Genomic DNA, 24,606 nt, shown 5'->3' with positions numbered 1-24,606 from the left:
ACCTCGGTCGCGGCCTCGCACACCGCGTACGAGCTCACCACGATCATGAGCCGTCAGATCGCGGCGGCGAAGGCGACGCCCCACAGGACCCGCGCCCGCGCTCAGGTCTCGTCCTCGATGCCGATCGCCTTGCGCAGGTCGCGCGCCGCCGGCCCGGGTTCGCCCCGTTCCATCTCCAGGAGGGCGGCGGCGATGGCGTCGAGCTTGCGCTGGATGGCGTGTTCGGCCCGGCGTTCGCTGTTCTTCAGCAGGGCCAGGAGCAGCAGCGTCACCGCCGCCATCGACTCTCCGACCAGCAGCGCCCACGACAGGGGCACCTTCAGCACGTGCACCGTGACGACGCCGGCGATCAGGAGCAGGCAGAGGAAGAAGAAGAGGGGGCTGCTCGTGAAGTTGGAGGCCCGCTCCGCCAGTCTGGCGAAGGGGTCCTGTCCTTCTCCGCCCCGCTTCGCGGGGTGTTCCAGGCTCATACCCCGCTTCTACCCGTCGGGTCGCGGCGCGCGGGCGCGCCACGGTCGCGGAATCGGGTGAAAAGGGATGCGCCCCGCCCGCGCCGACACGCCCGCGCCGGCCGTCCCGGCCGCTGCCCCGGCCGTCGCCCCGCCCGCGGGCCTCGATCAGGACGCCGCCGTGGCGCGGGCCAGGTCGTCGACCACGTCCGACAACCGGCCCCGGCGCCCGTACGAGGCCCGCTGGCGCGAGGCTCCGCCGCCGGCCCGGTACAGCCGGTCCACGAGGACCTCCGCGGCGACGCGTTCCCCCGCCGCCTCCAGACCGGGGGCGGCCTCCTCCACGAGCCGGTCCAGCAGCCGGCGGGCCGGTACGAGCCGGCCGTGCGGGAGGTCCAGACCCGCCCCGTCCAGGCCGCCCAGGGCGGCCAGTCGGTGTGCCTCGCGGACGGCCCGCGTCCCCGCCGGGGCGCCGGGCGCGGGCGCCGCGAGCCCGGTCAGGAAGGTGGCGGCCAGTCCCCGTACGAGGATCGCGAGCAGGACCACGACGTCGAGGTCGGCGTTGGTGTCGGCGACCCGGATCTCCAGGGTCGGCACGTGCTCGGAGGGCCGGGCGTACCAGTAGATCATCCGCCGGTCGAGCAGCCCGGCCCTGCGGACCAGGGCGTCGGCGACCAGGTCGTAGCCGCGCTCGTCCAGCAGCGGAGCGGGGCCCACCGTGGGCCACCGGGCGTGCTCCACCGCGCGCCAATCGGCCCAGCCGGAGTCGAGTCCCCGGTCGAACGGCGAGTTCGCCGCCAGGGACTGCAACACGGGCAGCCACGGCCGCATCCGGTTCGCCAGCGCCAGCGCCTGCGCCTTGCCGTCGACCCCGACGTGGACGTGGCACCCGCACACCACCTGGTCGCGGTCCCCGATGGCGCCGGCGAAGCGCCGTGCCATGACGAGGTAGCGCTCCTGCGGGGTGATCGTCATCGGCCGCTCGGGCGGGATCACCGGGGTGCCGGTGGCCACCAGCAGGCAGCCCACCTCCCGCGCGGCGGTGACCAGCAGCGCGCGCAGCCCGGCCAGCTCGGCCCGCAGGGCCCCCGCGTCCCGGACGGGACGGGTGCACACCTCGATCTGCGTGGTGTAGAACTCGCACTGCACCTGCGGACCCAGCACCGGAGCCAGCGCCGCGATCAGCTGCGGGGCCCGGCCCACCGGGGCCCGGGTCACGCGGTCGACCAGGAGGAATTCCTCCTCGACCCCGAGGGTGAGCCGCCGGCACGCGGTCGCCGACCGGGCCGCCCCGGGCGCGGCACGGGCGGAACGCGGGGTGGTGAGCGACATGGGCCCTCCCTCGGGGGAGCGGTGGACGGTGCGCGGGAGGTTCAGTGCCGCCGGCGTCCGTGCCGCGGCGGGTCGGCGGTGAAGGCGATGCATTCGACGTCGATGCCGTCCGCGAGGCGTTCGAGGACGCCCGCGAGCTCGCGCACGGTCCGCGGATCCGCGGCGCCCCCGTCCTCCTCCAGGGCGTCCAGCCAGTCGGCCGAGATCTGCCGCAGCAGGGCCGTGACCTCGTCTGCGGGGATGAGCGGACCTCCCTGCGAGGTCGGGATCAGGGGAATGGTCACCTGGATCATGGGGCCGCCTTCCGGAGCGGGAGTGCCGGGCTGCTGGTCGGTGCGGGGGCGGGGCGGGTCAGTCGGGGGGCTCCTGTACGACGGGACGACGGGTCGCACGCCCGTCGTCCGGCTCCGTACCGGTTCCGGCACCGGGGCCGGGGCCCGGGCCGGAGGCCCTCGACGGGTCGGACGGGTCCGGGGGGCGGGTGTCGCGGGCGCCCGTGTCCGGCTCCCGGGGGACACCCGGTCGCCGCTCGGGCACCGGCTCGGGGCCCTCGGACCCCTCGGGCCTCGGACGGGGTTTCGGTCGCATGGACGCCACCTCCACGGTACGGCGGCTCCCGTCCGGCGCACGCGTTCGCGCACGAGGGGCCGTACGGGGGCCAGGTGTAGCGCACCTGCCCGGTGGGCGGCGGCTCAACCGTCACTCGTTCGCGGGTACCGGGGACCGCCTCGGGCAGGCGCCCCGGACGGGCCCGCGCGCCCGCGCACCGACCGGCCCGGGGCGCGCCGGGCGCAGCGTTCCCGATCGGAGGCCCGGCCCCGGACCGGGCGGCCCCCCTCCGGCCCACCGCACACCGGCCCCGGGGCGACCTCACGGCCCGGGGGCGACCTCACGGCGTGGGCGGGCCGGGCGAGGGGAGGCGGAGCACCAGCCGGGCGCCCACCGGGGCCTCCTCCGCCGTCAGCGTTCCTCCGTGGTGGGCCGCCAGGTCACGGGCGATGGCCAGCCCCAGCCCGGCGCCGCCGTGGTCGCGGCTGCGGGAGTCGTCGAGCCGCGTGAACCGTTCGAAGATCCGCTCCCGGTCCTCGGCCGGCACCCCCGGACCGTCGTCGAGCACCTCCAGCACGGCCGTGCGTCCCCCGCGCCCGTCCGCCGTCGAGCGCAGCACCAGCTCCACGCGCCGGTCGGCGAACCGCTGCGCGTTGTCGAGCAGGTTCGTCACCACCCGGGCCAGCCACAGCTCGCCGCCCTCCACCCACACCCCCTCCGCCGGCCGCTGCCGTACGGGCACCCGGTCGCCCGACCTGGTCCCCACGACGTCGCGCACCACCGCCCCCAGGTCCAACCGGGTCGACGCCATCGGCTGCGCGGCGTCGAGGCGGGCGAGGAGCAGCAGGTCGGCGCAGAGGTGCTGGAGGCGTTCGACGTCCTCCAGCGCACCGCCGATCAGCTCCGGCCACAGCTCCGGGTCGCGGACGGCCAGGGCCACCTCCAGTTGGGTGCGCAGCACGGTGACGGGGCTGCGCAGTTCGTGCGAGGCGTCGGCGATGAACCTGCGGTGCCGGATCCCGGAGGACTCCAGCCGGTCCAGCGTGGCGTTCATCGTCAGGGCCAGCCGGGCCACCTCGTCACGGGTGGGGGGTACGGGGACCCGCCGGTGCAGGTCGCGGTCGGTGATCTCGGCGACCTCGGCGCGGATCGCCTCGACCGGTGCGAGGGCGCGGCCGGTGACCCGCCAGGTCACCAGCGCCACGGTGGCGAGGAGCAGGGGCCCGCCGACCGCGAGCGCGGCGGCGGTGGTGTCGTCGGCGGCGTCCACGTCGCGCAGGGAGGTGCCGACGAAGACGGTGACGATGCCCTGCGGGGTGTCGGTGGTGAGCTCCACGACCCGCAGGCGGTGTTCGCCGCCCAGCGGGCGGATCCGCCAGGTGTGCAGGGCGGTGCCGGGGCGCACGGGTCGTACGGGCGCGAGCGGCGGCACCCCGGTCAGGTTCGGGGTGGCCCGCAGCACCCGGCCGCGCGCGTTGACCACCTGCACGAAGTCCACCCCGTCCAGTGGCGCCCGCATCCGGTCGAGCTGCCCGGACGCCGCCAGCCCGGCCACGGTCACGGCCTGCTGCCGCGCGTCCCGTTCGGCGTTGCGCAGCAGGTCGGCCTCCAACAGCCGCAGCAGGGCGAAGGAGGCGACCGCCAGCGCGGCCGCGACCACCAGAGAGGCCCCGACGGTGGCGCGGGCGCGGACGGTGGTGGGCCACAGGCGCCGCAGCGGGCGCCACGGCCGTCGCCCCGGCGGGGGCCACGGCGACATCCGGGCCAGGGCGCGCAGCCGCCCGGCGGAGCGGCGCGGGCGGCCGGGGCGGCCGGTCGGTCGGGACCCCCGGGGGCGGGGCACGTGGGGGAGCCGGCGGGCGCGGGGGATCCGGGGGACCCGCGTCGTCCACCGGGAGGTCGGGTCAGCCACCGTCGGCCGCCAGTCGGTAGCCGACACCGCGTACGGTCTCCAGCGCGGCCCGGCCGAACGGCGCGTCGATCTTCCGGCGCACGGCGCTCACGTGCACCTCGACCACGTTGGGATCGCCGGCGAAGGCGGTGTCCCACACCTGCTCCAGGATCTCCCGCTTGGGCACGACCTCGCCGGGCCGCCGGGCCAGGTACGCCAGCACCGCGAACTCGCGTGCCGTCAGCCGTATCTGCGTGGAGCCCCGCGCGCACGTGTGCCGGGCCGGGTCCAGCCGCAGGTCGCCGCACTCCAGGACCCGCGGGCCGCGTCGGCCCGTACGCCGTCCCAGGGCGCGCAGTCGGGCCACGAGGACCAGGTAGGAGAAGGGCTTCGACAGGAAGTCGTCCGCGCCGGTGTCCAGCGCCTCGGCCTCGTCGTACTCGCCGTCCTTCGCGGTCAGCATCAGGATCCCCGACTCGTTGCCGGCCGCGCGCAGCCGGGAGCAGACCCGGTAGCCGTTCAGACCGGGCAGCATGATGTCGAGCACGATCAGGTCGTAGTCGTGTTCGGTCGCCATCCACAGCCCCGTCGGCCCGTCGTGGGCCACGTCCACCGTGAACCCCTCCGACCGCAGGCCGCGTTGCAGGGCCACGGCCAGGCGTCGTTCGTCCTCCACCACCAGTACGCGCATGGCGCCCAGGGTCTCAGGCCCGGCCGGCGGCCGGCTGAAGGGGTCTTCAGCCGGCTTCAGGTGGGCTTCAGCATGGCCTCGGCATGCTCGGGGTCGAGCCGGGCGCGGTGCCCGGTGGTGTCCGAGGAGTCCCCGCATGCCCGAGCCCCTGCCGCCGAAGTCCGACCCGTCCTCCCCGTCAGCCCCGTCCGAGTCGTCCGTGTCGGCAGCCCCGTCCGACCCGGCCGCCGCCGCGGCTCCCGAACCGTCCGGCACCGCGCCGCGGGGCGCCGCCCCGCGCGCGGGCCTCGCCCGCCTGGTACCGCGCGGTCGGGGCGCCCGCCGGCTCGCGGTGGGCGCCGCCGCGGTGGTCGTGGGCGGCGCCGCGGTGGTGGCCGTGGCCGCGGCCGAACACCACCGCGACCGGCACGAACGCGCGGCCCGCTTCGTCTGGTCCGAGCCCGGTGCGCCCGGCGGTCCCCGGGCCGCCCACCCGGCCGGACCCGGGGAGCGGCGCGCCGCCGAGGGCCCCGGGGAGCGTCGCGGCGCCCCGGGGGAGCGGCAGGCGCGCCGACTCGACGACGGGGACCGGATCGGCAAGGCCCCGGCACCCCTGCCGTCCCTGCCGATCGGCCAGGCGGCGGAGAAGGCCGCCGCCGCGGTTCCCGGCGGCAGGGTGGAGTCCGTGCGGACGGTCGCCCAGGAGGGCGGCGGCAGCGCCTGGCGCGCGGTGGTCGTGGGCCCGGACGGGGTCCGCCACGCCGTCACCGTCTCCGGCACGGACGGCGCCGTCACCGGCAACACCGTCCTCGACACCCCCCGCCGGGCCGCCGGCGGCTGACCGACCCGGTCCCACCGGGCCGTGTCCCCCGGATCCTGTCCGCCCCGCCGCGCCCGGCGCCACGGGGTCGCACCGGGCCCGCGGTGCCGGGCGGTCGCCCGCGCTCCGCGATGGCTCCCGCCTCGGCCTCCCGAGACACGACACCGGACGTCTCCCCGCCCGGATCGGTGAGCGCCCGCGGGGGTCGGCCCGGGCGCGCGGGGGGTGGGTCCCGGCCGCAGAATGAAGGCAGGCCCTCCGCCCCGCCCGGGCGGATACGGCCACCCGCGCGCCCCGCGCGAAGGAGGCCTGTGGTGCCATCGGACCGACCGGAGGACGCTCAGGGCCCCGGTCCGATCCGGTCCGAGCCCGGCTCGCTGCTGGAGCACGTCCCCGTCGCCGTGTTCGGCCTCGACGACCTCGGCCGCGTCCGTTACTGGGGTCCGGGCGCCCGACACCTCTTCGGACACCCCGCCGACGCCGTCCTCGGACACCCCGCCGCCACCCTGTTCCCCGACCCGCCGGCCGGCGGGCCCGACGGCGCGGGCCTGCTCGTCGAACGCGCCCGCGCGCTCGGCTACTGGCGGGTCCGGATGCGGGCCCTGCACCGCGACGGCACCGTCTTCGACTGCGGGTTCCGGGTCTTCCCCGTCGCCGGCGACGCCGGGGAGGGCGTCGTCATGGCCCTGGCCAGCCGCAGCGACGAGCTCGACCGGGTCAAGACGAACCTCGCCTTCGTCGACACCCTCTTCGAGACCTGCCCCATCGGCCTGGTCATGCTCGACGAGCACCTGCGCTACGCCCACCTCAACCAGGCCCTCGCCGACATGGACGGACTGCCCCTGCGCGACCACCTCGGGCGCCGCAGCGCCGACGTCATGCTCACCTCCGACGGCGGGGAGTTCCAACGCGTCCTGCGCACCGTCGCCGACGGCGGCGCGCCCGTGGTCGGCCTCCTCGTCGGACTGCGCACCCCCGGTCGCCCCGACCGCGACCAGGTCCGCTCGGTCAGCTTCTTCCCGCTCAGCGGAGCCGTCGGCACCCGGCCCGGGGTGGGCGGCATGATGGTCGACGTCACCGACCGGGAACGGGCCCTGCTGGAGGCCACCGAGGCCCGCCAACGCCTCGCCCTGCTGGACCGGGCCGCCGCCCGCGTCGGCACCACCCTGGACACCGGCACCACCGCCCGGGAACTGGTCGACGTCGCCGTACCGGACTTCTGCGACGCCTCCGTCGTGGAACTCGTCGAGTGGCTGCACCCCTCCGAGGCCTTCGACCCCCTGCTGCCCCTGTACACGCGCAGGATCGCGGCCGGCACCACCCTCCCGCCGCCCGCCGACGAACTCGTCGGCGGCCTGGAGCGGGTGACCTACCCGCCCGGCTCCGACATCCACCGCACCCTGGAGACCGGCCGGCCCCTGTGCGTACCCGTGGACGAGGACTTCGCCGCCTCCACGGTCCTGCACCCCGACCGCGCCCGCCTGTTGCTCGACAGCGGACTGACGTCCCTGCTCATCGCCCCCCTCGTCGCCCGCGACACCGTCCAGGGCGTCGCCGTCTTCGGCCGCTCCGCCGCCCGCCCGGCCTTCACGGGACAGGACCTCAGCCTCGCCGCCGAACTCGCCTCCCGCGCCGCCCTCTGCCTGGACAACGCCCGCCTCTACAGCCACGTCCAGGACATCGCGCTCACCCTGCAACGCGCCCTGCTGCCGAGCGCGTTGACCACCGGCCCGTACGTGGACGTCGCCCACCGCTACCTCCCCGGCAGTCGGGTCACCGAGGTCGGCGGCGACTGGTACGACGTGATCGACCTGTCCGACGGGCGCGTCGCCCTCCTGGTCGGCGACGTCATGGGACACGGCGTGCCGGCCGCCGCGTCGATGGGCCGGCTGCGCATCACCGCGAAGGCGCTGGCCCGCCACAGCCCGGACCCGGCGGCCCTGCTCGCCGAACTCGACCGGTGCGCCCAGGAGGCGGGGATCGAGCTCGCCACCTGCCTGTGCCTGCTCTACGACCCCCGCACCGGCCGCGCCCTCCTCGCGAACGCGGGACACCCGCCGCCCCTGCTCCGCCGCCCCGACGGCGCCGTCGAGACCGTCGCCGGGGCGCCGGGCGTCCCCCTGGGGGTCGGCGGGGTCGCCTTCGGCTCCACCGAGGTCGAGCTGCCGGACGGGGCCGTACTGGCCCTGTACACCGACGGCCTCATCGAGGCCCGGGACCGGGACATCGACGCGGGCCTCGACGCCCTGCGCCGGCGACTCGCCGCCGTCGAGGGGCCGTTGGAGGACTGCGCCGACCGGATCGTCGCCACCCTGCTGCCCGACCCGCCGAACGACGACACCGTCCTCCTCCTGGCCCGCGTCCGCCGCGCCCCCGACCCGGGGGACGGGATCTAGTCCAGGCCGAGCAGTCGGGTGGCCATCGCCCGCATCTCGACCTTGCGGATCTTTCCGGTGACCGTCATGGGGAACTCGTCCACCACGTGGACGTAGCGCGGGATCTTGAAGTGGGCCAGCCGGCCCGCGCAGTACGCGCGCACCGCGTCCGCCGTGAGCGGCGCCGCCCCCTCCCGCATCCGCACCCAGGCCATCAGCTCCTCCCCGTACTTCGGGTCGGGGACGCCGATGACCTGTACGTCCAGGACGTCGGGGTGGGAGTACAGGAACTCCTCGATCTCGCGCGGGTAGAGGTTCTCGCCGCCCCGGATCACCATGTCCTTGATCCGGCCCGTGATGGCGAGGTAGCCCTCCTCGTCCATGACCGCGAGGTCGCCGGTGTGCATCCACCCGCCGGGGTCGACGGCCTCGGCGGTCTTCTCCGGCTCCCCCCAGTAGCCGAGCATCACCGAGTACCCGCGCGTGCACAGTTCGCCGGGGGTGCCGCGCGGGACGGTCTCGCCGGTGCGCGGATCGATGACCTTGACCTGGAGGTGCGGTCCGACCCGGCCGACGGTGGAGACCCGGCGCTCGACCGGATCGCCCGGCAGGGTCTGCGTGGACACCGGCGAGGTCTCCGTCATCCCGTAGCAGATGGACACCTCCGTCATCCCCATCCGCCCGATCACCTCGTTCATCACCTCCACCGGGCAGGGCGAGCCCGCCATGATCCCGGTCCGCAGGCTCGACAGGTCGTAGGTGTCGAAGTCTGCGACGGCCAGTTCGGCGATGAACATCGTCGGGACGCCGTACAACGAGGTGCAGGCCTCCGCCTCGACGGCCGCCAGCGTGGCCACCGGGTCGAAGGCCGGCGCCGGGATCACGATCGCCGCGCCGTGGCTCGTGCACGCGAGGTTGCCCATGACCATCCCGAAGCAGTGGTAGAAGGGCACCGGGACGCAGACCCGGTCCGCCTCCGTGTACCCGAGCGACTCCCCGACGAAGAACCCGTTGTCGAGGATGTTGTGGTGGGACAGGGTGGCCCCCTTGGGGAACCCCGTGGTCCCCGACGTGTACTGGATGTTGATCGGGTCGTCCGGTTCCAGCGCGGCCTGCGCCCGGACCAGTTCGGCCGGGTCGCGCTCCCGCCCCCGGCGTGCCAGGCCGTCCCACAGCGGACCGTCCAGCAGGGCGGTGAACTCCAGCTCCGGACAGCGCGGCCGGACCTCCTCGATCATCGCCGCGTAGTCGGAGGTCTTGAAGCGCGGCGCGGCCACGAGCAGCCGCGCGCCGGACTGCCGCAGCACGTACTCCAGCTCGTGCGAACGGTAGGCGGGGTTCACGGTGACCAGGATCGCCCCGATCTTCGCGGTGGCGTACTGGACCAGCACCCACTCGGCCCGGTTCGGCGCCCAGATGCCGACGCGGTCGCCCTTGACGATCCCGAGGTCCAGCAACCCCAGCGCCAGCGCGTCCACGTCCGCCGCCAGCTCGGCGTACGTCCACCGACGGCCCGCCGCGAGGTCGACGAGGGCGTCGCGGTCGGGGAACCGTCCCACCGTCCGGTCGAGGTTGTCCCCGATCGTCTCGCGCAACAGCGGGACCTCGGAACTGCCGGACGCACGACTCGACGCGACGGACACGCTTGCCTCCCGGGGGAACAGGATGATCAGGTCACGACCGAGGTTGCCGGGGGACCGGGGCCCCGGCAACCCTCCCGGCCGGGCCGGGCCGACCCGAACCCATCGAATCGAGCACATGTTCGGATTCGGGGTTACGGTGGAGCCATGCACGCACTCCAGGGTTCGCTCTTCGACCAGACCGACGAGATCCGGCTCGGCCCGCTCGCGCCGCTCCGACGCACCGTCCTGGGGGCCGGAGCCTGGGTCGACCACCTCCCCGGCTGGCTCACCGGCGCCGACGCCCTCTTCGAACACCTCGCCGCCGAGGTGCCCTGGTACGCCGAGCGCCGCCGCATGTACGACCGCGACGTGCCCGTACCGCGCCTGCTCGCCCACTACGGGCAGGGCGAACCCCTCCCGCACCCCGTGCTCACCGAAGCCCGCACGGCCCTCGACCGGCACTACGCCGCCGAACTCGGCGAACCCTTCGTCACCGCCGGCCTGTGCCTCTACCGCGACGGCCGCGACAGCGTCGCCTGGCACGGGGACCGCACCGGCCGCTCCGCCACCGAGGACACCATGGTCGCGATCCTCTCCGTCGGAGACCCCCGCGACCTCCTCCTGCGCCCCCGCGACGGCGGCCCCACCCTCCTGCGGCTGCCGCTCGGTCACGGCGACCTCGTCGTCATGGGGGGCTCCTGCCAGCGCACCATGGAACACGCCGTCCCCAAGACGACCCGCGCCGTCGGCCCCCGCGTCAGCGTCCAGTTCCGCCCGCGCGGCGTGCGCTGACCACGAAAGCGCGCCCCGCCCGGCACGATGCCCCGTATGAGTCGCGCACCCCTGCGGAACCGGTGGTCCGCACTGTCGCCCGCCGCGGGCGCCGCCGTCATGGCCCCCGGCATCCTCTCGACGGGCCTGGAACTCATCGGCCGCACCCTCCTGTCACGGGCCGCGCTGGCCCTCGCCGCCGCCCTCTGGTTCGTCCTCGCCGCCGAATTCCTCGCCCGGCTCGTCGGCGACCGCGAGCGCTTCCGGGCCGAGGCCGACACCCCCGCCGCCCTCACCGCCGTCGCCGCGACCACCGTCCTCGGCGCCCGCCTCGTCCCCCTCGGGATGCACCGCGCCGCCGCCGGTCTGCTGCTGCTCGCCGCCGTGCTCTGGCCCGTCCTGCTGTACTGCGTCGTACGCCACTGGCACCGCCGCATGCCCGGCGCCGCATTCCTCGTCTGCGTCGCCACCCAGGGACTGGCCAACCTCGCCGCCACCCTCGCCGCCGCCCACCACCTCGACCACCTCGCCGAGGCCGCCCTCGCCCTCTTCTGCCTCGGCCTGCCGCTCTACCTCTTCGCCCTGCGCAGCTTCGACCTCCACGAGGTCACCGGCGGCGCGGGCGACCACTGGGTGGCGGGCGGCGCCCTGTCCATCACCGCCCTCACCGGCGCCGGCCTCACCGCCTCCCCCCTGTGGACCGGCGCCGCCCACACCGCCCTGCGCGCCACCACCCTCGTGGCCCTCGGCCTCTCCCTCGTCTGGTACGTCGTCCTGCTCGTCGCCGAAGCCCGCTGCCCCCGCCCGCACTACGACATCCGCCGCTGGTCCACCGTCTTCCCGCTGGGCATGACCGCCACCGCCTGCCTGTCCGCCGCCACCGCGACCGGCGTGCCCCCACTGCGCCCCCTGGGGGAGGTCCTGCTGTGGATCGCCGCCGGCGCCTGGCTGCTCACCTGCGCCGCCTGGTGCCTGGCCTGTCGCCCCCGCGCCCGGACGGCCGGCCGGTAGGGTCCCGCCATGGCCTACACGTTCCAGGTGACCTTCGACTCCACCGACCCGCACACCCTCGCCGACTGGTGGGCGGACGCCCTCGGTTGGGAAGTGGAACCGACCGACGAGGCCTTCGTCCGCCGCATGGTCGCCGAGGGCCAGGCCACCGAGGAGGACACCACCACCCACCGCGGCGCCCTCGTCTGGAAGGCCGGCACCGCCATCCGCCACCCCGGGGGCCTCGCCGGCGCCCCCCGCGTCCTGTTCCAGCTCGTCCCGGAGGACAAGCGGGTCAAGAACCGCGTCCACCTCGACGTCCGCACCGGTGACGAGGACCCGGCCCCGCTCGTCGAACGCCTCCTCGCCCGGGGCGCCACCCACCTCCACGAGGGCCGACAGGGCCCCTACCGGTGGACCACCCTCACCGACCCGCAGGGCAACGAACTCTGCGTCTCCCACTAGGGCCTGTCGTCAAACTCCCGTCTGCGGGCGACGACGGGAGTTTGACGACAGGCCCTGGGAAACCCCCGGTCACCGCCGTGAGAGCGGCCATAATCGCTACCGGTGAGCTCCTCCCGCAGGCGAAGATGAGCCATCTCGAACCGGGAGGAACCCATGAGCCAGGACCACCTGACTCTGCACGACCTGCTGCCCGCCCAGGACCTGGCGGCGGCCATCGACGCGGGCCACGTGACCCGCAAGCGCCACCCCGAACTGCCCCTTTCCATCTACACGTACACGCGCGCCGCGCAGTACGGGCAGGTCTGGAACGAGGTCACCACGCGCTGCCGCGGACTCGTCGCCGACGACGCCACCGGCGCGGTCGTGGCCCTGCCGCTGCCGAAGTTCTTCAACGTCGGCGAGCACGAGGCGCGGATGCCGTACGCGCCCGCCCTGCCCGACGAACCGTTCGAGGTGTACGACAAGGTCGACGGCAGCCTCGCCGTCGTCTTCCACTACGCGGACCGCTGGCACGTCGCCTCCAAGGCCTCCTTCACCAGCACGCAGGCGACCTGGGCGCAGCGCCGCCTGGCCGGCAGCGACACCGCGGCCCTGATACCGGGCGTGACCTACCTCGCCGAGATCCTCTTCCCGCAGAACCGGATCGTCGTCAACTACGGCGACCGCCGCGACCTCGTCCTGCTCGCCGCCTTCGGCCCCGACGGCGCCGAGGTCCCGCTCACCGAGGCCGCCGAACACTGGCGGGGCATCGGGTCCGTCGTCACCGTCTGGCCCGCCATGCCGCTTCCCGAACTGCTCGCCCTCGCCGAATCGAACACCCTGCCCGGCGGGTCCCCGACCACCGGCACCGAGGCCGAGGGCTTCGTCCTGCGCTTCGCCTCGGGCGTCCGCGCCAAGGCCAAGCTGGCCGAGTACGTCCGCCTGCACAAGGTCGTCACCGGTGTCACCGAGCGCGACATCTGGCGCGGCCACGGCATCCAGCGCTTCGCCGACCGGCCCGTCAAGCTGGTCGCCCAGGCCCTGAACTGCACCGTCGCCGAGATCGAGGCCGCGGGCGGCAAGCCGCTCGACGCCCTCCTGGAGCAGGTGCCGGACGAGTTCGACCAGTGGGTGCGCGAGGTCGTCGAAGGCCTGGAGGAGGCGGCCGCCCGTCACGAGCGGGCGATCGACGAGGCCTACGCGGGCCTCGCGCACCTGTCCGGGGACCGGGCCGCCTTCGCGCACGCCGTCAAGACGCTGGACGACCGCCGGATCCGACCCGCGATGTTCACCCGGTTCGAGGGTCGGTCGACCGAACTCACCACCTGGCGGCAGCTGCGCCCGGAGACGGCCAACCCCTTCCTGGGCGAGGAGGAGGACGGCCCGGACGCGCCCGGAGGACACCGCGCGCCCGCGCCGGCCCCCGCCCCCCGACCCGCCCCCGCGCCGAAGCGGACGGCCTCCGCGGCCCCCGCCCGCGCCGCGGCGCCGTCCCCGGCCGCCGATGCCGTCCCGGACGGCGAACCGCGCCCCGACCTGCCCGTCGTGCACCTGATGACCGGGCTGCCCGCCTCCGGCAAGACCACCGAGGCCCGCGCCCTCCAGGCCCGGTCCGGCGGCCGGATGCGTCGCGTCAACCTGGACGACCTGCGCGCGATGCTCGACCTGCCCGATCCGGCACGGGGCCGCTCCTGGGAGCACGAACAGACCGTGCTGAGCGTCCAGGACGCGGCGGTGCGCGCGGCCGTCGAGGGCGGCTTCGACGTGGTGGTCGACAACACCCACCTGACCAAGCACATCCCGAAGCGGCTCAAGGCAGCCGTGGGCGGGCGCGCCACCTTCGTCGTGCACGACTTCACCGACGTCCCGCTGGAGGAGTGCCTGCGCCGGGACGCGGCCCGGGCCAACCCGGTGGGCGAGGAGATCATCCGGATCCTCGCCGACAAGCACCGCCAGGCGCGCAAGGGCGGCTGGCGACTGACGGCGCAGTGGCTCAACGGCTCCGGCTCCGGGACGACGCCCGAGGTGACGCCGTACGTGCCCGACCCCGCGCTGCCCGCCGCCGTGATGTGCGACATCGACGGCACCCTCGCGCTCACCGGGGACCGGGGCCCGTACGACTTCTCGCGCTGCGAACTCGACCTGCTGAACGAGTCGGTCAAGCACGCCCTGGACGCCTTCCGCCGGGCCGACGGAGACGTGATCGTCCTGCTGTCGGGCCGGAGCGAGGAACACCGGCCGCAGACCGAGTCCTGGCTGCGCCGGCACGGGGTGCCCTACGACGAGCTGTGGATGCGGGCCGCCGGCGACACCCGGCGCGACGACGTCGTGAAGGCCGAACTGTTCGACGCGCACGTACGCGACCGCTTCGCGGTGCGGGTGTCGCTCGACGACCGGGACCGGGTGGTCGCGGTCTGGCGCCGGATGGGCCTGCCCACGTGGCAGGTCAACTACGGGGACTTCTGAGCGCCGTGCAAGGGGACGAGCCCGGTCGCGGGGCGACCCTGCTGATCGTGGACGGAGCGAACGTCGTCGGCTCCGTCCCCGACGGCTGGTGGCGCGACCGGCGCGGCGCCGCCGAGCGGCTGCGCGACCGGCTCGCGGAGCGCGGGCGCGGGGAGGAGATCGTGCTCGTCGTCGAGGGCGCCGCCCGGGGCGTCGACTCCGTGCCCGGCGTGCGGGTGGAGGAGGCGCCGGGCAGCGGGGACGACCGGATCGTGGAACTGGTGGCGGCGGCCGGCGAGGGCCGCCGCCGGGTCGTCGTCACGGCGGACCGGGAACTGCGGGCCCGGGTGGAGGCGTACGGCGGCGAGTGCGTGGGTCCCCGTACCGTACGCCCCGTCGACCGACCGGGCCGCTAGTTCGCCTTCCGGATCAGCCGGGCCGGCGGTGGGTCAGAAGCGGCACCACTTCACCGGGGTGAGGTTCTTGACGTAGCGGGCGGAGACCCAGGCGCCGCGGTGCTCCGCGTGGCCCTTGTGGCCCTCGGCGGCGCTCCGGGAGGCGTCGCCGTCCTGAGACTCCCGCATTCCGTCGAGCGGCTCCGTGCCGTTGTCGCCGTTCTCGTGACGCTTGAGGTCCAGGAGGTACCAGAGGTCGTTGCCGTCGACCTTCTGCCCGCGGGTCTTGCACTCCAGCGCCAGCTTCCGGTGCGGGTGCACCTTGCCCAGCAGGTAGGAGTGCGTGGTGGGGTGGCTGCGGACGCTGAGCGGTCCCTTCGAGACCACCTTGCCGTAGGCGCGGTGGTAGCCCTCGGAGTCGTACTCGTCCCCGCCGGGGTGCCCGGCGGCGAGCCCGACCGAGGCGGGTCCCTCGTCGACGGGGGCGGTGTCGGCGGCGGAGACGCCCGCACCGAGCAGGCCGAGCGTCAGGGTGCCGGCCGCGAGGGCGAGAACGGTCCGGGTGGGTTGCAGCATGAGCCGGCTCCTCTACGAAGACGTCCGTCCGGGCGCGCCACACGTCCGGGGCGGCGACCGGGCGGTCGCCACGGACGACTATGGCGAGGGGGCACGGGCCCGTCCCGGCGGCGCACCGGCCTTTAGCCCGAAATGCCCAACCCTTTCGAGGGACTTCCAGGCGCCCGGGGGCCGGCTAGCATGCTGAGGAGTGCTTGTCATGCCATCCCACCGGGGGTGGCCGATGAGGAGGGGCAGGGTCATGCGGTTACACAATGGCGTCGCGGCGAGCGGGATTCCGGGCGCGGTCTGGGTGAAGAGCAGTGCCAGCGTGGGCAACGGGAACTGTGTGGAGGTCGCCGCGTTGGAGGGCGGAGAGGTGGCGGTGCGCAACTCCCGCCATCCGGACGGACCGGCGCTGGTGTTCACGGCGGCCGAGATGGAGGCCTTCATCGACGGCGCCAAGCGATCCGAGTTCGACCGACTGACTTCGACCGACTGAGTCGAACCGACTGACCGGATGACATTCATATCGTAGGCCAAAGCTTGGATGGCAGGGGCTGACACTCCATTCTGAGGACCGGGACCCGTCCCCGTCGCATTGGAGTCCGTATGTCCGCCCTCCCCGAGCCGACGTCCGAGCCGTCACCCGATCCCCTCGCCTCCGTACTGCCGTTGGAGCGTGAACCGGGTCGGGCGGCGGCCGGGCGCGTGCTGGGCCAGGCCCTGCGGGGGCACCGCGAGGACCGGGGGCTCACCCTGAGACAGGTGGCGGCGGTGATCCGCGGCTCCGTCTCCAAGGTCAGCCGTCTGGAGCGCGGGGAGAGCCCGCCCAAGGCCCGGGACGTCCACGACCTCGTCCACCACTACGGCCTCGACGCCGAGGAGCGGCGGACGATCGAGCGCCTCCTGGAGTTCGCCCAGGACCGCGAGTGGTACGAGCAGTACAGCGACGTGACCCCCGGCTTCCTCAGGCGCCTGATCCAACTGGAGGGCGAGGCCGAGGAGATCTGCGTCTACGAGAACCTCGTCGTCCCCGGCATCCTCCAACTGCCCTCCTACGCACGGCACATGGTCAGGGCCGTCATGCCCAGCGCCCCCGCCGAGGAGATCGAGCGGGTCGTGCAGCTGCGCACCCAACGCCGACTGCGCCTGATGGACGGCGACGTCCCCCGGCTGACGGCGCTGCTGGACCAGGGGATCCTCAAGCGCCGCTGCGGCAACGCGCAGGTGATGCGCGAGCAGCTCACGTACCTGCTGGAGGCGGGCGACACCGCCCGGGTCAACATCCGCATCCTCGACATGACCTCCGGCTACGTCGCCGCCCCGCCGTACCCGATCACGCACCTCACCTTCCGCGACGGCGGCCCCGGCGAACTCGCCTACGTCGAGCACATCAACGGCGCCAACTACGTGACCCGGCCCCGCGCCCTGGACGACCACCGCAACGCGCTGAGCAACCTGCGGGTCGCCGCGGCCTCCCGGGACCGCAGCAGGGAGATGATCCTGGAGGCGCGGGACGCCTTCGCGAGCGAGTGAGCGACCGCCCGCGCGGGGCGGTCGCCGGCAGTGCTCAGCGCGACAGGCGCCCGACGCCGCCCCACTCGACCCAGTCCTTCGGACGGCGTTCGGGCGGCGGCGGCGCGGAGTCCGGCCGCCAGTCGACCACGTCGACGAGGCGGGGCTCCAGGATCTCCAGACCGTCGAAGTAGCGCGCCACCTCGTGCGGCTCGCGCACCCGGCCCCAGTTCCCGTGGGTGCTGACGTCCATGAGCCGGGTGACCTGCTCGCGCACCTCGGCGTCGTCGCTCACGAGTTGGCAGATCACCATGAAGCTGCCCGGCGGCAGCAGTTCCGCCGTGCGGCGCACGACGGCGGCGGGGGAGCGGTCGTCCTCGGTGTCCGGGATGCAGTGCAGCACCGACACGAACAGGGCGGCCATGGGCTGCCCCCAGTCGAGGAAGCGGTCCGTGGCCCGGCGGATCCGCTCGGTCTCGCGCATGTCCTCGGAGATGACCAGCGTGCCGGCGTTGTCGTGCAGGGTGGTCTGGGCGTGCGCGAGGACCATCGGGTCGTTGTCGACGTACGCGACCCGGCAGGCGGGGTGGGCGCGCTGGGCCACCTCGTGGACGTTGTCCTGGGTGGGCAGGCCGGAACCGTGGTCGAGGAACTGGCGGATGCCGTAGTCCTCGACGAGCGTGCGCACGACCCGGGTGAGGAAGGCCCGGTTGTTGCGGGCCAGCAGCTGCGTGCTCGGTGCTATCTCCAGCAGCTTCGCACACGCCTCCCGGTCGCTGGCGTAGTTCTCCACGCCGCCCAGGAGCCAGTCGTACATCCTGGCCACGCTCGGGGTGTGCATGTCGATGAGGGGTGGCGGGGGATCCTGGGGTTCGTGACGCAATTGCATGTGCCCTCCTCCGTGCGGTCGGCCCATGCTAGGGAGTGGCCCCGAAACCGGGCAATCACCCGGGGACGTTCCGGCCACATTCCCCACGCCCTCCCGGCGCGCGCGTCGGCCCGGGCGCCGCCTGCGGATGCGGGCGGGCGCGCGCGGGGCCACAGTGGCCGCATGGGTATCGAAGACTACGGCGGCGGCCCCGGAGCCCAGCGGACCGGTGTTCTCGTCGTGACCACCAATGACGTTCCCGGGTACCGCGTCGAACAGGTCATCGGCGAGGTCTTCGGGCTCACGGTGCGTTCGCGCCACCTCGGCAGCCAGATCGGAGCCGGCCTGAAGTCCATGATCGGCGGCGAGCTCAAGGGGCTGACCAAGACCCTGGTGGAGACCCGCAACCAGGCCATGGACCGGCTCATCGAACAGGCGAAGGCGCGCGGAGCCAACGCCGTGCTGATGATGCGCTTCGACGTCACGGACGCCGCGGACGTCGGCACCGAGGTGTGCGCGTACGGGACGGCCGTGGTCCTGGTCCCCGCCGCCGGCTGACCGCGCCGACCCCCGGGTCGTGTAGCCGCCCCGGGCGCGTCCCCGGCCCCCGGCCCTCGGCCCGCCTCCCCGGCCCGCGTCGCGCGCCGGCGCCCGGAGGGGCCGCCCGGGGGCTCACTCCCGCAGTCCCAGAGCGAGTCCGGCGATCACCACGGCGAGCCCCAGCCACACCGCCGCCCCCGGTACGCCGCCCCCCGACAGCACCCCGCCGCCCGCCGCCGCGAGCGGCGCGACCCCCGTCAGCAGCCCCGCCCGGCCGGATCCCACGGCCGCCACCGTGCGGTACCAGAGCAGGAACGCCACCGCCGTCACCAGGACCGCGAGGTACCCGACGGCCGCCCACTGCCCCCCCGACAGCCGCCCCGCGGCAGCCGGTCCCTCCACGCACACCGCCGCCACCGCGAACATCACGGCCCCCATCCACACCGCGTGCAGGGACACCCCCCACGCGCCGTGCCGCCCCAGCACCGGCACCGCCAGCAGCGTGAAGCCCGCCTCGCAGGCCAGGGCCAGCGCCGCCCAGGCCACCCCGGCCGCGTCGGTGCGGCCCGTCCCCTCGACCAGGACGGCCCCCGCCACCACGACCGGTGCGGCCCACAGCACCCGACGGCTCGGCGCGCGCCGCTCCAGCAGCGGGCCCATCACCCCCAGCACGATCGGCACGGAGGCCACCGCGACGGCGATGACGGCCGGTTCCGCGTGCGCGACGCCCCGTACGACCGCGATGTTGAACAGCACCAGCCCGGTGGCGGCGATCCCGCCCAGCCACCACCACTCCGCGCCACGGGGCAGGGACAGCCGTACCCCGGCGGCGCGGGCGAGGCCCACCAGGATCAGGGCGGCGGCCAGGTACCGGACGGCCTGCGCGGTGAACAGCGGGGCGTCGACGAGCGTGCGCGAGACGGTGACGCTGCTGCCGACCAGCGCCATGCCCACGACCCCCGGGGCCAGGGCGGCGAGGGAGGACGCGGGGCGCGGGGCCGGGGCGCCGGCCCCGGCGGCCGTGGGTGTGGAAGACGCGGAGGCCGTGGAGGGTGTGGAAGGCGTGGAAGGCGTGGAAGTGCTCATGCCGTCCAGGCTGCGGGCACAATGGTCCGGTGAGCAGGTCCAAACGAGGCGCCACCGAGGGGTCCAAAACCGTCGACGCCGGCCCGCCCGGCGCCGCCGGCGGAGCGGACTTCCTCCAGCTCGACCTCACGGACGCCCCGGCCGGCGGACGCACCGAATGGCTCGCCGACCGGCTGCGCGCCGCGATCGCGGACGGCACCCTCCCGATCGGCAGCCGACTGCCCGCCGGCCGGGTGCTCGCCGCCGAACTCGGCGTCTCCCGGGGCCTGGTGACCGAGGCCTACCAGCGGCTCGCGGAGACGGGCCAGGTCGCCGGCCGGGGCCGCGCCGGCACCGTGGTCGTCGCCGCACCGCCCCCGCCGCCCGCCGCCGGCGCCGCCGAGGCCGATCGCGGGGGGCCGGTGGACGCCCTGCGCGCCGTGTCCTGCCGCATCGACCTCTCGCCCGGCGTGCCCGACCTCACCGCCTTCCCCCGCACCGCCTGGCTCCAGGCCGAACGCCGGGTCCTGTCCGCCCTCACCCCCGCCGACTTCGGCTACGGCAACCCCCAGGGGGCGCCCGCCCTGCGGGAGGCCGTCGCCGGTTGGCTCGCCCGCAACCGGGGCGTCCGCGCGGACCCCGCCGAGGTCGTCGTGGTCGCCGGCGTCGCCCAGGCCCTGTGGCTGCTCGCCCAGGTCCTGCCCGCACAGGGCGTGCGCCGGATCGCGGTGGAGGACCCGGGTTCGCTGGGAGCGCGCGGGCAGCTCGAACACGCCGGGCTGGACGTCGTCGGCGTACCGGTGGACGGGGCCGGGCTGGACGTGGCCGCACTGCGCGCGAGCGGGGCCCCGGCAGTGCTGCTGACGCCCGCGCACCAGTTCCCGACCGGGGTCGTGCTCGACGGGGAGCGCCGCCGGGACCTGCTGGACTGGGCCGCGGCCGGGGGACTGGTCGTCGAGGACGACTACGACGCCGAGCACCGCTACGACCGCGCTCCCGTCCCCGCGCTGCGGGCCATGCTGCCCGAGTCCGTCGCCTACGCGGGCAGCGTCTCCAAGCTGCTCGCCCCCGCCCTGCGGCTGGGCTGGTTGCTGGTCCCGACCCGGCTGCGCGACGCGGTGGTCGCCGCCAAACGCCACGCCGACCTCGGCAACCCCGTCCTCGCGCAACTGGTCCTCGCCCGGCTGATGGAGTCCGGGGAACTGGAGCGCCACCTGCGCTTCGTCCGCCGCCGCCACCGCCGCCGCCGGGACGCGATGCTGCGGGCCGTCGCCGCCGAGCTCCCCGGCGCCCGGGTCCACGGCGCGGCGGCGGGCCTGCACCTGATGGTCACCTTCGACGGCGCCCCCTTCGCGGACACGGACCTCGCGGCGGCCGCCCTCGCCCTCGGGGTCAAGACCCACCCCCTGTCCTGGCACCGCATGCGCCCCGGACCTCCCGGCCTGATCCTCGGGTACGCCGCCGGCCCGGCGGGCGAGATCGAGGAGGGCGTCGCCCTGTTGGGCCGCGCCCTGCGCACCTGCGCCCGCGCGCAACGGAGTTGACAGCGCGGCGCCGGCTGCGTGTAATGGGCAACGGTGTCGCGTGGCGCCGGCCACAGAGCAGTGGGCCGGCCGGCGATCGGGCGAACACCCTTCTTTCAGGAGAACACCATGAGTTCTTCGCTCTCTTCTTCCCCGCACCGCGGTTGACGCGCGGCGGCGCCGGAGATCCGGCCCCGCCCCCGCACCGACCCCCTCGGCACCTCCGTCGTGCCCGTGCGTCGTCCTTCCCCTTTCCACACCCTTCGCCACCCGGGCTTCCCCTGCCCCGCCGCGCACGCCGCGCGCCTCCGCCACGCCGTGGCGGCGCCGTCGGCCGCCGACGGCGCGCACGGGCCCGCCCGGAGAGAGAGACCACCCGTGCCCACGTCCTTCAACCAGTCCGTCATCGAGGAGTTCCGTGCCCACCGGGGCAAGGTCGGCGGCCCCTTCGAGGGGTCCGACCTCCTCCTGCTGACCACCACCGGCGCCCGGTCCGCCGCCCGGACCACCACCCCCCTCGGCTACGTCCGCCACGCGGGCGCGCTGCTGGTCGTCGCCTCCAACCTCGGGGCGCCCCGCCACCCGGACTGGTACCACAACCTGGTCGCCCACCCCTTGGTCGAGGTGGAACTCGGCGAGGAGACCTTCGAGGCGCTCGCCGTCCCCACCGAGGGGGAGCTGCGCGAGGAACTCTTCGCCGAGGTGGTCCGCGCGGCCCCCGGCTACGCCGACTACCAGGCCCGCACCACCCGCCTCCTGCCCGTCGTCCGCCTGGAGCCGGCCGAACCCGACGGCTGGGAGCCCCCGGCCGAGGTGCGCGACCTCGCCGGGAAGCTCCTGGAGACCCACACCTGGCTGCGGGCCCAACTGCGCCACGTGAGCGTCGAGACCGAGGAACACTTCGCCGCCCGGGCCTCCCACACGGGGCCGGGGGAGCCGCCCGCGCCCGGTCTCGGCATCCAGATCCGCCAGCGCTGCCTGGCCTTCTGCCGCGCCCTGGAGTTCCACCACACCAGCGAGGACGCGCACCTGTTTCCCGGGATCGCGATCCACCACCCGCACCTGGCGGACACGTTCGAGCGGCTGCGGGTCGAACACGCCGTCCTGGCCGGGATCCAGGACGAGCTGGTCGCCCTGCTGGACGGTCTCGCGATCGCCGACCCCGTCCGCTTCCGCGCGGAGCTGCAACGGATGACGGAGCGGCTCACGCGCCACCTCGACCACGAGGAGCGGACGCTGCTGCCGCTGTTGGCGGAGGTCCCCTGGCCACCGGTGGCGCCGCCCGCCCGCGACTGACCGGGGCGCGGGCGGCGGGGCGGCCCACGGGGAGTTCCACGGGGCCGTCCGCAGGGCCGGGCCACGGGCCCGGCCACGGGGCCGGCCCGGCCGTTTCGGCGGGCGCGGAAAGTTTTTCGAAATCGGCGGCAACCGATCGGGGACTCGCGCGTCGTGCGGGGGTGAAGGGCGGGACACACACGCCCTCGTACCGACCGACCCGACCGTGGAGAACCACCGTGAAGAACCTGAAGCGCCTTCCCCTGTCCGCCCACCGGGCGGCCGTCGTCGTCGCGGCCGCCGGTGTGGCCGTCGCGCTCGGCGGGCCGGCCTTCGCCGCGCAGGGGACCTCGCCCGTGCCGACCGCGCCCGCCTCCGCGACCCCGAGCGCCGCTCCCAGCGCGGTCCCGACGAGCCCGGCCGGCAGCGCCACCCCGAGCCCGGCCCCGACCTCGGGCACCGGCAAGCCGAGCCCGGTTCCGACCACCCCGGCCGGCAGCGCCACTCCGAGCCCGGCCCCGACCGGCCCGGCGGGTGCCAAGCCGAGCCCGTCGGCGTCCCACCCGGCGGGCGCGACCCCGACCGCCGAGCCCTCCGCCCCGGCCGGAACGGAACTCGCGCATACTGGCTCTTCCGCCACGACCATCGCACTGGGCACCGGCGCCGCCGGCCTCATCGCCGTCGGCGCGGGCGCCCTGTACACCGTGCGGCGCCGCACCAGCAGCTGAGGACCTCCGTGCTCGACCTCGCACCAGCCTCCGGCCCCCTCATGCCCGGGTTCTCCCGGGCGTGGCGGGGCCTTCGGTGGTGGTTCGCGCGCCGGGACCGGTCGGCCACGCCGGCGGGTCCCGGCCCGTACGCGTACGCGTACACCCACGACCGAGACCGCGACCGTGACCGCACGACCGCCGGTGGCGGCGCCGGCGCGCCCCCGACCGCCGGCGCACCCACCGTCAGCGAGCTGTACCACGCGCACCGCCTGGGCATGGTCCGCCTGGCGGTGCTCCTCGTCGACGACCTGGCCACCGCCGAGGACGTGGTGCAGGACGCCTTCACCGCGCTGTACCGCCGCCACGGGGAACGGATCGCGGAGGTGGACAACGCGCTCGGCTACCTGCGCACGGCCGTCGTCAACACCTCCCGTTCCGTCCTGCGGCGCCGGCGCACCGCACGCGCCTGGATCCCGCCGCGCACGGCGGACGTCCCCTCCGCCGAGGCCGCGGTCGTCCTGGGGGAGGCGCACCGCGAAGTGCTGGCGGCGTTGGGCGCGTTGACCCCGCGCCGCCGCCAGGTCCTGGTGCTGCGGTACTGGGCCGACATGAGCGAGGCGGAGATCGCCGAGACGCTCGGCATCAGCCGGGGCGCCGTGAAGTCGAACGCCAGCCGCGCCCTGGACGCGCTGGAGAAGATTCTGGAGGGACGGGTATGACCGGATCCACGGCTACGCCGCCGGGCGGCGACCGCCCCGTGGAGCGGCTCCTGCGCGACGCCCTCTCCGCCCGGGCGGACGAGATCACGGTCCGCGTGCTGCGCCCGGCGGACCCGCCGGGCCCGCACCTGCGCCGGCTGTCCGTGCGGGCCCTGTGGCGGCGTCGCTCGACGTGGGCGCTGGCCGGGTTGTCCGGGCTGGCCGCGGCGGCCGTGGCCGGCTACCTCTTCCTCGGTTCCGGTCCGGTCGGCGAGCGGCACGAGCCGCCCGCCACCCCGCCGGAGCTGACCTCGCCCACCCCGTCGCCGAGCCGCCCGTCCGGCACCCCGTCGCCGAGCCCGTCCGCGGTGCCGTCGCCGCCGCCGACCCGGCCCGGTTCCTCCCTCGGGCCGACGCCCCGGCTCTCGACCGCCGGGGCCACGCCGTCCGCGGCGCCGCCCGCCACCCGGGCGGGCGCGTTCCCCTCGGCGACCCCGACCCCGCCGCCGCCCGCGGGCGGGGCGACGCCGACGCCCGTCCCCTCGGCGTCGCCGCCGGCCGCCCCGAAGGGGTAGCGCTGCGGGGCGCCCGCGCGGGGGCGGTAGACCCCCGGTCAGGACCCCGCGGATCTCAGACGTGGGCGGGGCGGGAGTTCTCGACCGCCGCGACCAGGGGCGCGAGCTGCGGGTTCAGGGCGGCCTCGTCCAGCGCCTCGCGCAGGGCCGCGTCGTTCGTGGGGCGGGCCTCGGCCAGCAGGGCCAGGCCCGCCTCGCTCACGTCGGTGTAGATGCCCCGACGGTCCGTGTCGCACAGGTACCGGTTCAGCAGTCCGCGGTCCTCCAGCCGGGTCACCAGCCGCGTCGTCGCGCTCTGGCTGAGCACCACCGAGTCCGCGACCTGGTGCATCCGCAGGTGGCCGCCGACGCCGGAGTGCTGCCGGCTGAGCACGTCGAGCAGGGAGTACTCGCGCACGCTCAGGCCGTGCCCGCTCTGCAGGGCCCGTTCGATGTGGGCCTCGATGCGGCCGTGGAGGAGGGAAAGGGCGCACCAGCCCTGGGCGAGTGCGGTCAGGGCGCCGTCCGTGGCCGTCATGGGCTCCTC

25 protein-coding genes are annotated in these 24,606 nt (G+C 75.4%); 15 read left to right on the top strand and 10 right to left on the bottom strand.

Annotated elements, in window-relative coordinates; all coding sequences use genetic code 11:
• Positions 1–101: 101 nt before the first annotated feature.
• The 5 genes from AB0D01_RS27555 to AB0D01_RS27535 form a co-directional block, all read right to left on the bottom strand.
• On the bottom strand, positions 102–470 hold the full coding sequence (locus AB0D01_RS27555; RefSeq protein ID WP_363059809.1) for a low affinity iron permease family protein: 369 nt from the start codon (positions 468–470) through the stop codon (positions 102–104).
• 147 nt (positions 471–617) lie between these two features.
• Positions 618–1,781 carry a YbdK family carboxylate-amine ligase gene (locus tag AB0D01_RS27550; protein WP_363059807.1) on the bottom strand — a complete coding sequence of 388 codons (1,164 nt, stop codon included), beginning with the start codon at positions 1,779–1,781 and terminating at the stop codon, positions 618–620.
• Between the two features lie 41 nt (positions 1,782–1,822).
• Entirely contained in the window at positions 1,823–2,074 is a 252-nt protein-coding gene (locus AB0D01_RS27545; RefSeq protein ID WP_363059805.1) for a DUF6213 family protein, read from the bottom strand.
• Between the two features lie 596 nt (positions 2,075–2,670).
• Positions 2,671–4,047 (bottom strand): ATP-binding protein, encoded by a 1,377-nt coding sequence (locus AB0D01_RS27540; RefSeq protein ID WP_363059825.1) that lies wholly within the window; start codon positions 4,045–4,047, stop codon positions 2,671–2,673.
• Between the two features lie 187 nt (positions 4,048–4,234).
• Entirely contained in the window at positions 4,235–4,912 is a 678-nt protein-coding gene (locus tag AB0D01_RS27535; RefSeq protein WP_363059803.1) for a response regulator transcription factor, read from the bottom strand.
• Between the two features lie 136 nt (positions 4,913–5,048).
• On the opposite strand from AB0D01_RS27535, the gene AB0D01_RS27530 reads away from it, so the two are divergent.
• Together AB0D01_RS27530 and AB0D01_RS27525 are read left to right on the top strand one after the other, a co-directional pair.
• On the top strand, positions 5,049–5,732 hold the full coding sequence (locus tag AB0D01_RS27530; RefSeq protein WP_363059801.1) for a hypothetical protein: 684 nt from the start codon (positions 5,049–5,051) through the stop codon (positions 5,730–5,732).
• Positions 5,733–6,025: 293 nt separating this feature from the next.
• Positions 6,026–8,107: a SpoIIE family protein phosphatase gene (locus AB0D01_RS27525; protein WP_363059799.1), complete on the top strand. Its 2,082-nt coding sequence runs from the start codon at positions 6,026–6,028 to the stop codon at positions 8,105–8,107.
• On the opposite strand, the gene AB0D01_RS27520 is transcribed toward AB0D01_RS27525, so the two are convergent.
• Positions 8,104–9,729: an AMP-binding protein gene (locus tag AB0D01_RS27520; RefSeq protein ID WP_363059797.1), complete on the bottom strand. Its 1,626-nt coding sequence runs from the start codon at positions 9,727–9,729 to the stop codon at positions 8,104–8,106. The two genes, AB0D01_RS27525 and AB0D01_RS27520, sit on opposite strands and share 4 nt — an antisense overlap.
• Positions 9,730–9,873: 144 nt before the next feature.
• Between AB0D01_RS27520 and AB0D01_RS27515 the strand changes: the two genes are divergently transcribed.
• From AB0D01_RS27515 to AB0D01_RS27495, 5 genes are all read left to right on the top strand, one after another.
• The gene (locus AB0D01_RS27515; RefSeq protein ID WP_363059795.1) at positions 9,874–10,500 is read left to right on the top strand and encodes an alpha-ketoglutarate-dependent dioxygenase AlkB; all 627 of its coding nucleotides are present in this window, start codon (positions 9,874–9,876) and stop codon (positions 10,498–10,500) included.
• Between the two features lie 36 nt (positions 10,501–10,536).
• On the top strand, positions 10,537–11,490 hold the full coding sequence (locus tag AB0D01_RS27510; RefSeq protein ID WP_363059793.1) for a tellurite resistance/C4-dicarboxylate transporter family protein: 954 nt from the start codon (positions 10,537–10,539) through the stop codon (positions 11,488–11,490).
• Between the two features lie 9 nt (positions 11,491–11,499).
• Positions 11,500–11,934, top strand: coding sequence for a VOC family protein (locus tag AB0D01_RS27505; protein ID WP_363059791.1), 435 nt, complete (start codon positions 11,500–11,502; stop codon positions 11,932–11,934).
• Positions 11,935–12,087: 153 nt separating this feature from the next.
• Positions 12,088–14,379: an RNA ligase gene (locus AB0D01_RS27500; RefSeq protein ID WP_363059789.1), complete on the top strand. Its 2,292-nt coding sequence runs from the start codon at positions 12,088–12,090 to the stop codon at positions 14,377–14,379.
• 38 nt (positions 14,380–14,417) lie between these two features.
• On the top strand, positions 14,418–14,774 hold the full coding sequence (locus tag AB0D01_RS27495; RefSeq protein ID WP_363059823.1) for an NTP pyrophosphohydrolase: 357 nt from the start codon (positions 14,418–14,420) through the stop codon (positions 14,772–14,774).
• Positions 14,775–14,807: 33 nt separating this feature from the next.
• On the opposite strand, the gene AB0D01_RS27490 is transcribed toward AB0D01_RS27495, so the two are convergent.
• Complete coding sequence (locus AB0D01_RS27490) at positions 14,808–15,329, bottom strand: hypothetical protein (protein WP_363059787.1); 522 nt, start codon at positions 15,327–15,329, stop codon at positions 14,808–14,810.
• Positions 15,330–15,570: 241 nt separating this feature from the next.
• Here AB0D01_RS27490 and AB0D01_RS27485 point away from each other — a divergent pair, with 241 nt between their 5' ends.
• Positions 15,571–15,810, top strand: a complete 240-nt coding sequence (locus AB0D01_RS27485; RefSeq protein WP_363059785.1) for a DUF397 domain-containing protein — start codon at positions 15,571–15,573, stop codon at positions 15,808–15,810.
• A 110-nt stretch (positions 15,811–15,920) separates the two neighbouring features.
• Positions 15,921–16,847: a helix-turn-helix transcriptional regulator gene (locus AB0D01_RS27480; RefSeq protein ID WP_363059783.1), complete on the top strand. Its 927-nt coding sequence runs from the start codon at positions 15,921–15,923 to the stop codon at positions 16,845–16,847.
• Positions 16,848–16,881: 34 nt separating this feature from the next.
• Here the strand turns inward: AB0D01_RS27480 and AB0D01_RS27475 are convergent, their stop codons facing one another.
• Complete coding sequence (locus AB0D01_RS27475; protein ID WP_363059781.1) at positions 16,882–17,715, bottom strand: SAM-dependent methyltransferase; 834 nt, start codon at positions 17,713–17,715, stop codon at positions 16,882–16,884.
• A gap of 162 nt (positions 17,716–17,877) precedes the next feature.
• Between AB0D01_RS27475 and AB0D01_RS27470 the strand changes: the two genes are divergently transcribed.
• Complete coding sequence (locus AB0D01_RS27470; RefSeq protein ID WP_363059779.1) at positions 17,878–18,252, top strand: YbjQ family protein; 375 nt, start codon at positions 17,878–17,880, stop codon at positions 18,250–18,252.
• Positions 18,253–18,366: 114 nt separating this feature from the next.
• On the opposite strand, the gene AB0D01_RS27465 is transcribed toward AB0D01_RS27470, so the two are convergent.
• Entirely contained in the window at positions 18,367–19,320 is a 954-nt protein-coding gene (locus tag AB0D01_RS27465; RefSeq protein WP_363059777.1) for a DMT family transporter, read from the bottom strand.
• 29 nt (positions 19,321–19,349) lie between these two features.
• On the opposite strand from AB0D01_RS27465, the gene AB0D01_RS27460 reads away from it, so the two are divergent.
• The 5 genes from AB0D01_RS27460 (at position 19,350) to AB0D01_RS27440 (ending at position 24,080) form a co-directional block, all read left to right on the top strand.
• Positions 19,350–20,843, top strand: coding sequence for a PLP-dependent aminotransferase family protein (locus AB0D01_RS27460; protein WP_363059775.1), 1,494 nt, complete (start codon positions 19,350–19,352; stop codon positions 20,841–20,843).
• A gap of 357 nt (positions 20,844–21,200) precedes the next feature.
• Positions 21,201–22,118, top strand: a complete 918-nt coding sequence (locus AB0D01_RS27455; protein WP_363059773.1) for a nitroreductase/quinone reductase family protein — start codon at positions 21,201–21,203, stop codon at positions 22,116–22,118.
• A gap of 218 nt (positions 22,119–22,336) precedes the next feature.
• The gene (locus AB0D01_RS27450; protein ID WP_363059771.1) at positions 22,337–22,825 is read left to right on the top strand and encodes an LPXTG cell wall anchor domain-containing protein; all 489 of its coding nucleotides are present in this window, start codon (positions 22,337–22,339) and stop codon (positions 22,823–22,825) included.
• Positions 22,826–22,833: 8 nt separating this feature from the next.
• Complete coding sequence (locus tag AB0D01_RS27445; protein WP_363059769.1) at positions 22,834–23,526, top strand: SigE family RNA polymerase sigma factor; 693 nt, start codon at positions 22,834–22,836, stop codon at positions 23,524–23,526.
• The gene (locus AB0D01_RS27440; RefSeq protein WP_363059767.1) at positions 23,523–24,080 is read left to right on the top strand and encodes a hypothetical protein; all 558 of its coding nucleotides are present in this window, start codon (positions 23,523–23,525) and stop codon (positions 24,078–24,080) included. The genes AB0D01_RS27445 and AB0D01_RS27440 overlap by 4 nt, the downstream gene beginning before the upstream one ends.
• Before the next feature lie 55 nt (positions 24,081–24,135).
• On the opposite strand, the gene AB0D01_RS27435 is transcribed toward AB0D01_RS27440, so the two are convergent.
• Positions 24,136–24,597 carry a MarR family transcriptional regulator gene (locus tag AB0D01_RS27435; protein WP_363059765.1) on the bottom strand — a complete coding sequence of 154 codons (462 nt, stop codon included), beginning with the start codon at positions 24,595–24,597 and terminating at the stop codon, positions 24,136–24,138.
• Positions 24,598–24,606 lie beyond the last annotated feature (9 nt).

This window comes from Streptomyces sp. NPDC048606 (genome assembly GCF_040650855.1).
Taxonomy (GTDB): Bacteria; Actinomycetota; Actinomycetes; order Streptomycetales; family Streptomycetaceae; genus Streptomyces.
The sequence above is the reverse complement of the archived record's forward strand: the minus strand, read 5'-3'. Positions and strand labels throughout refer to the sequence as shown.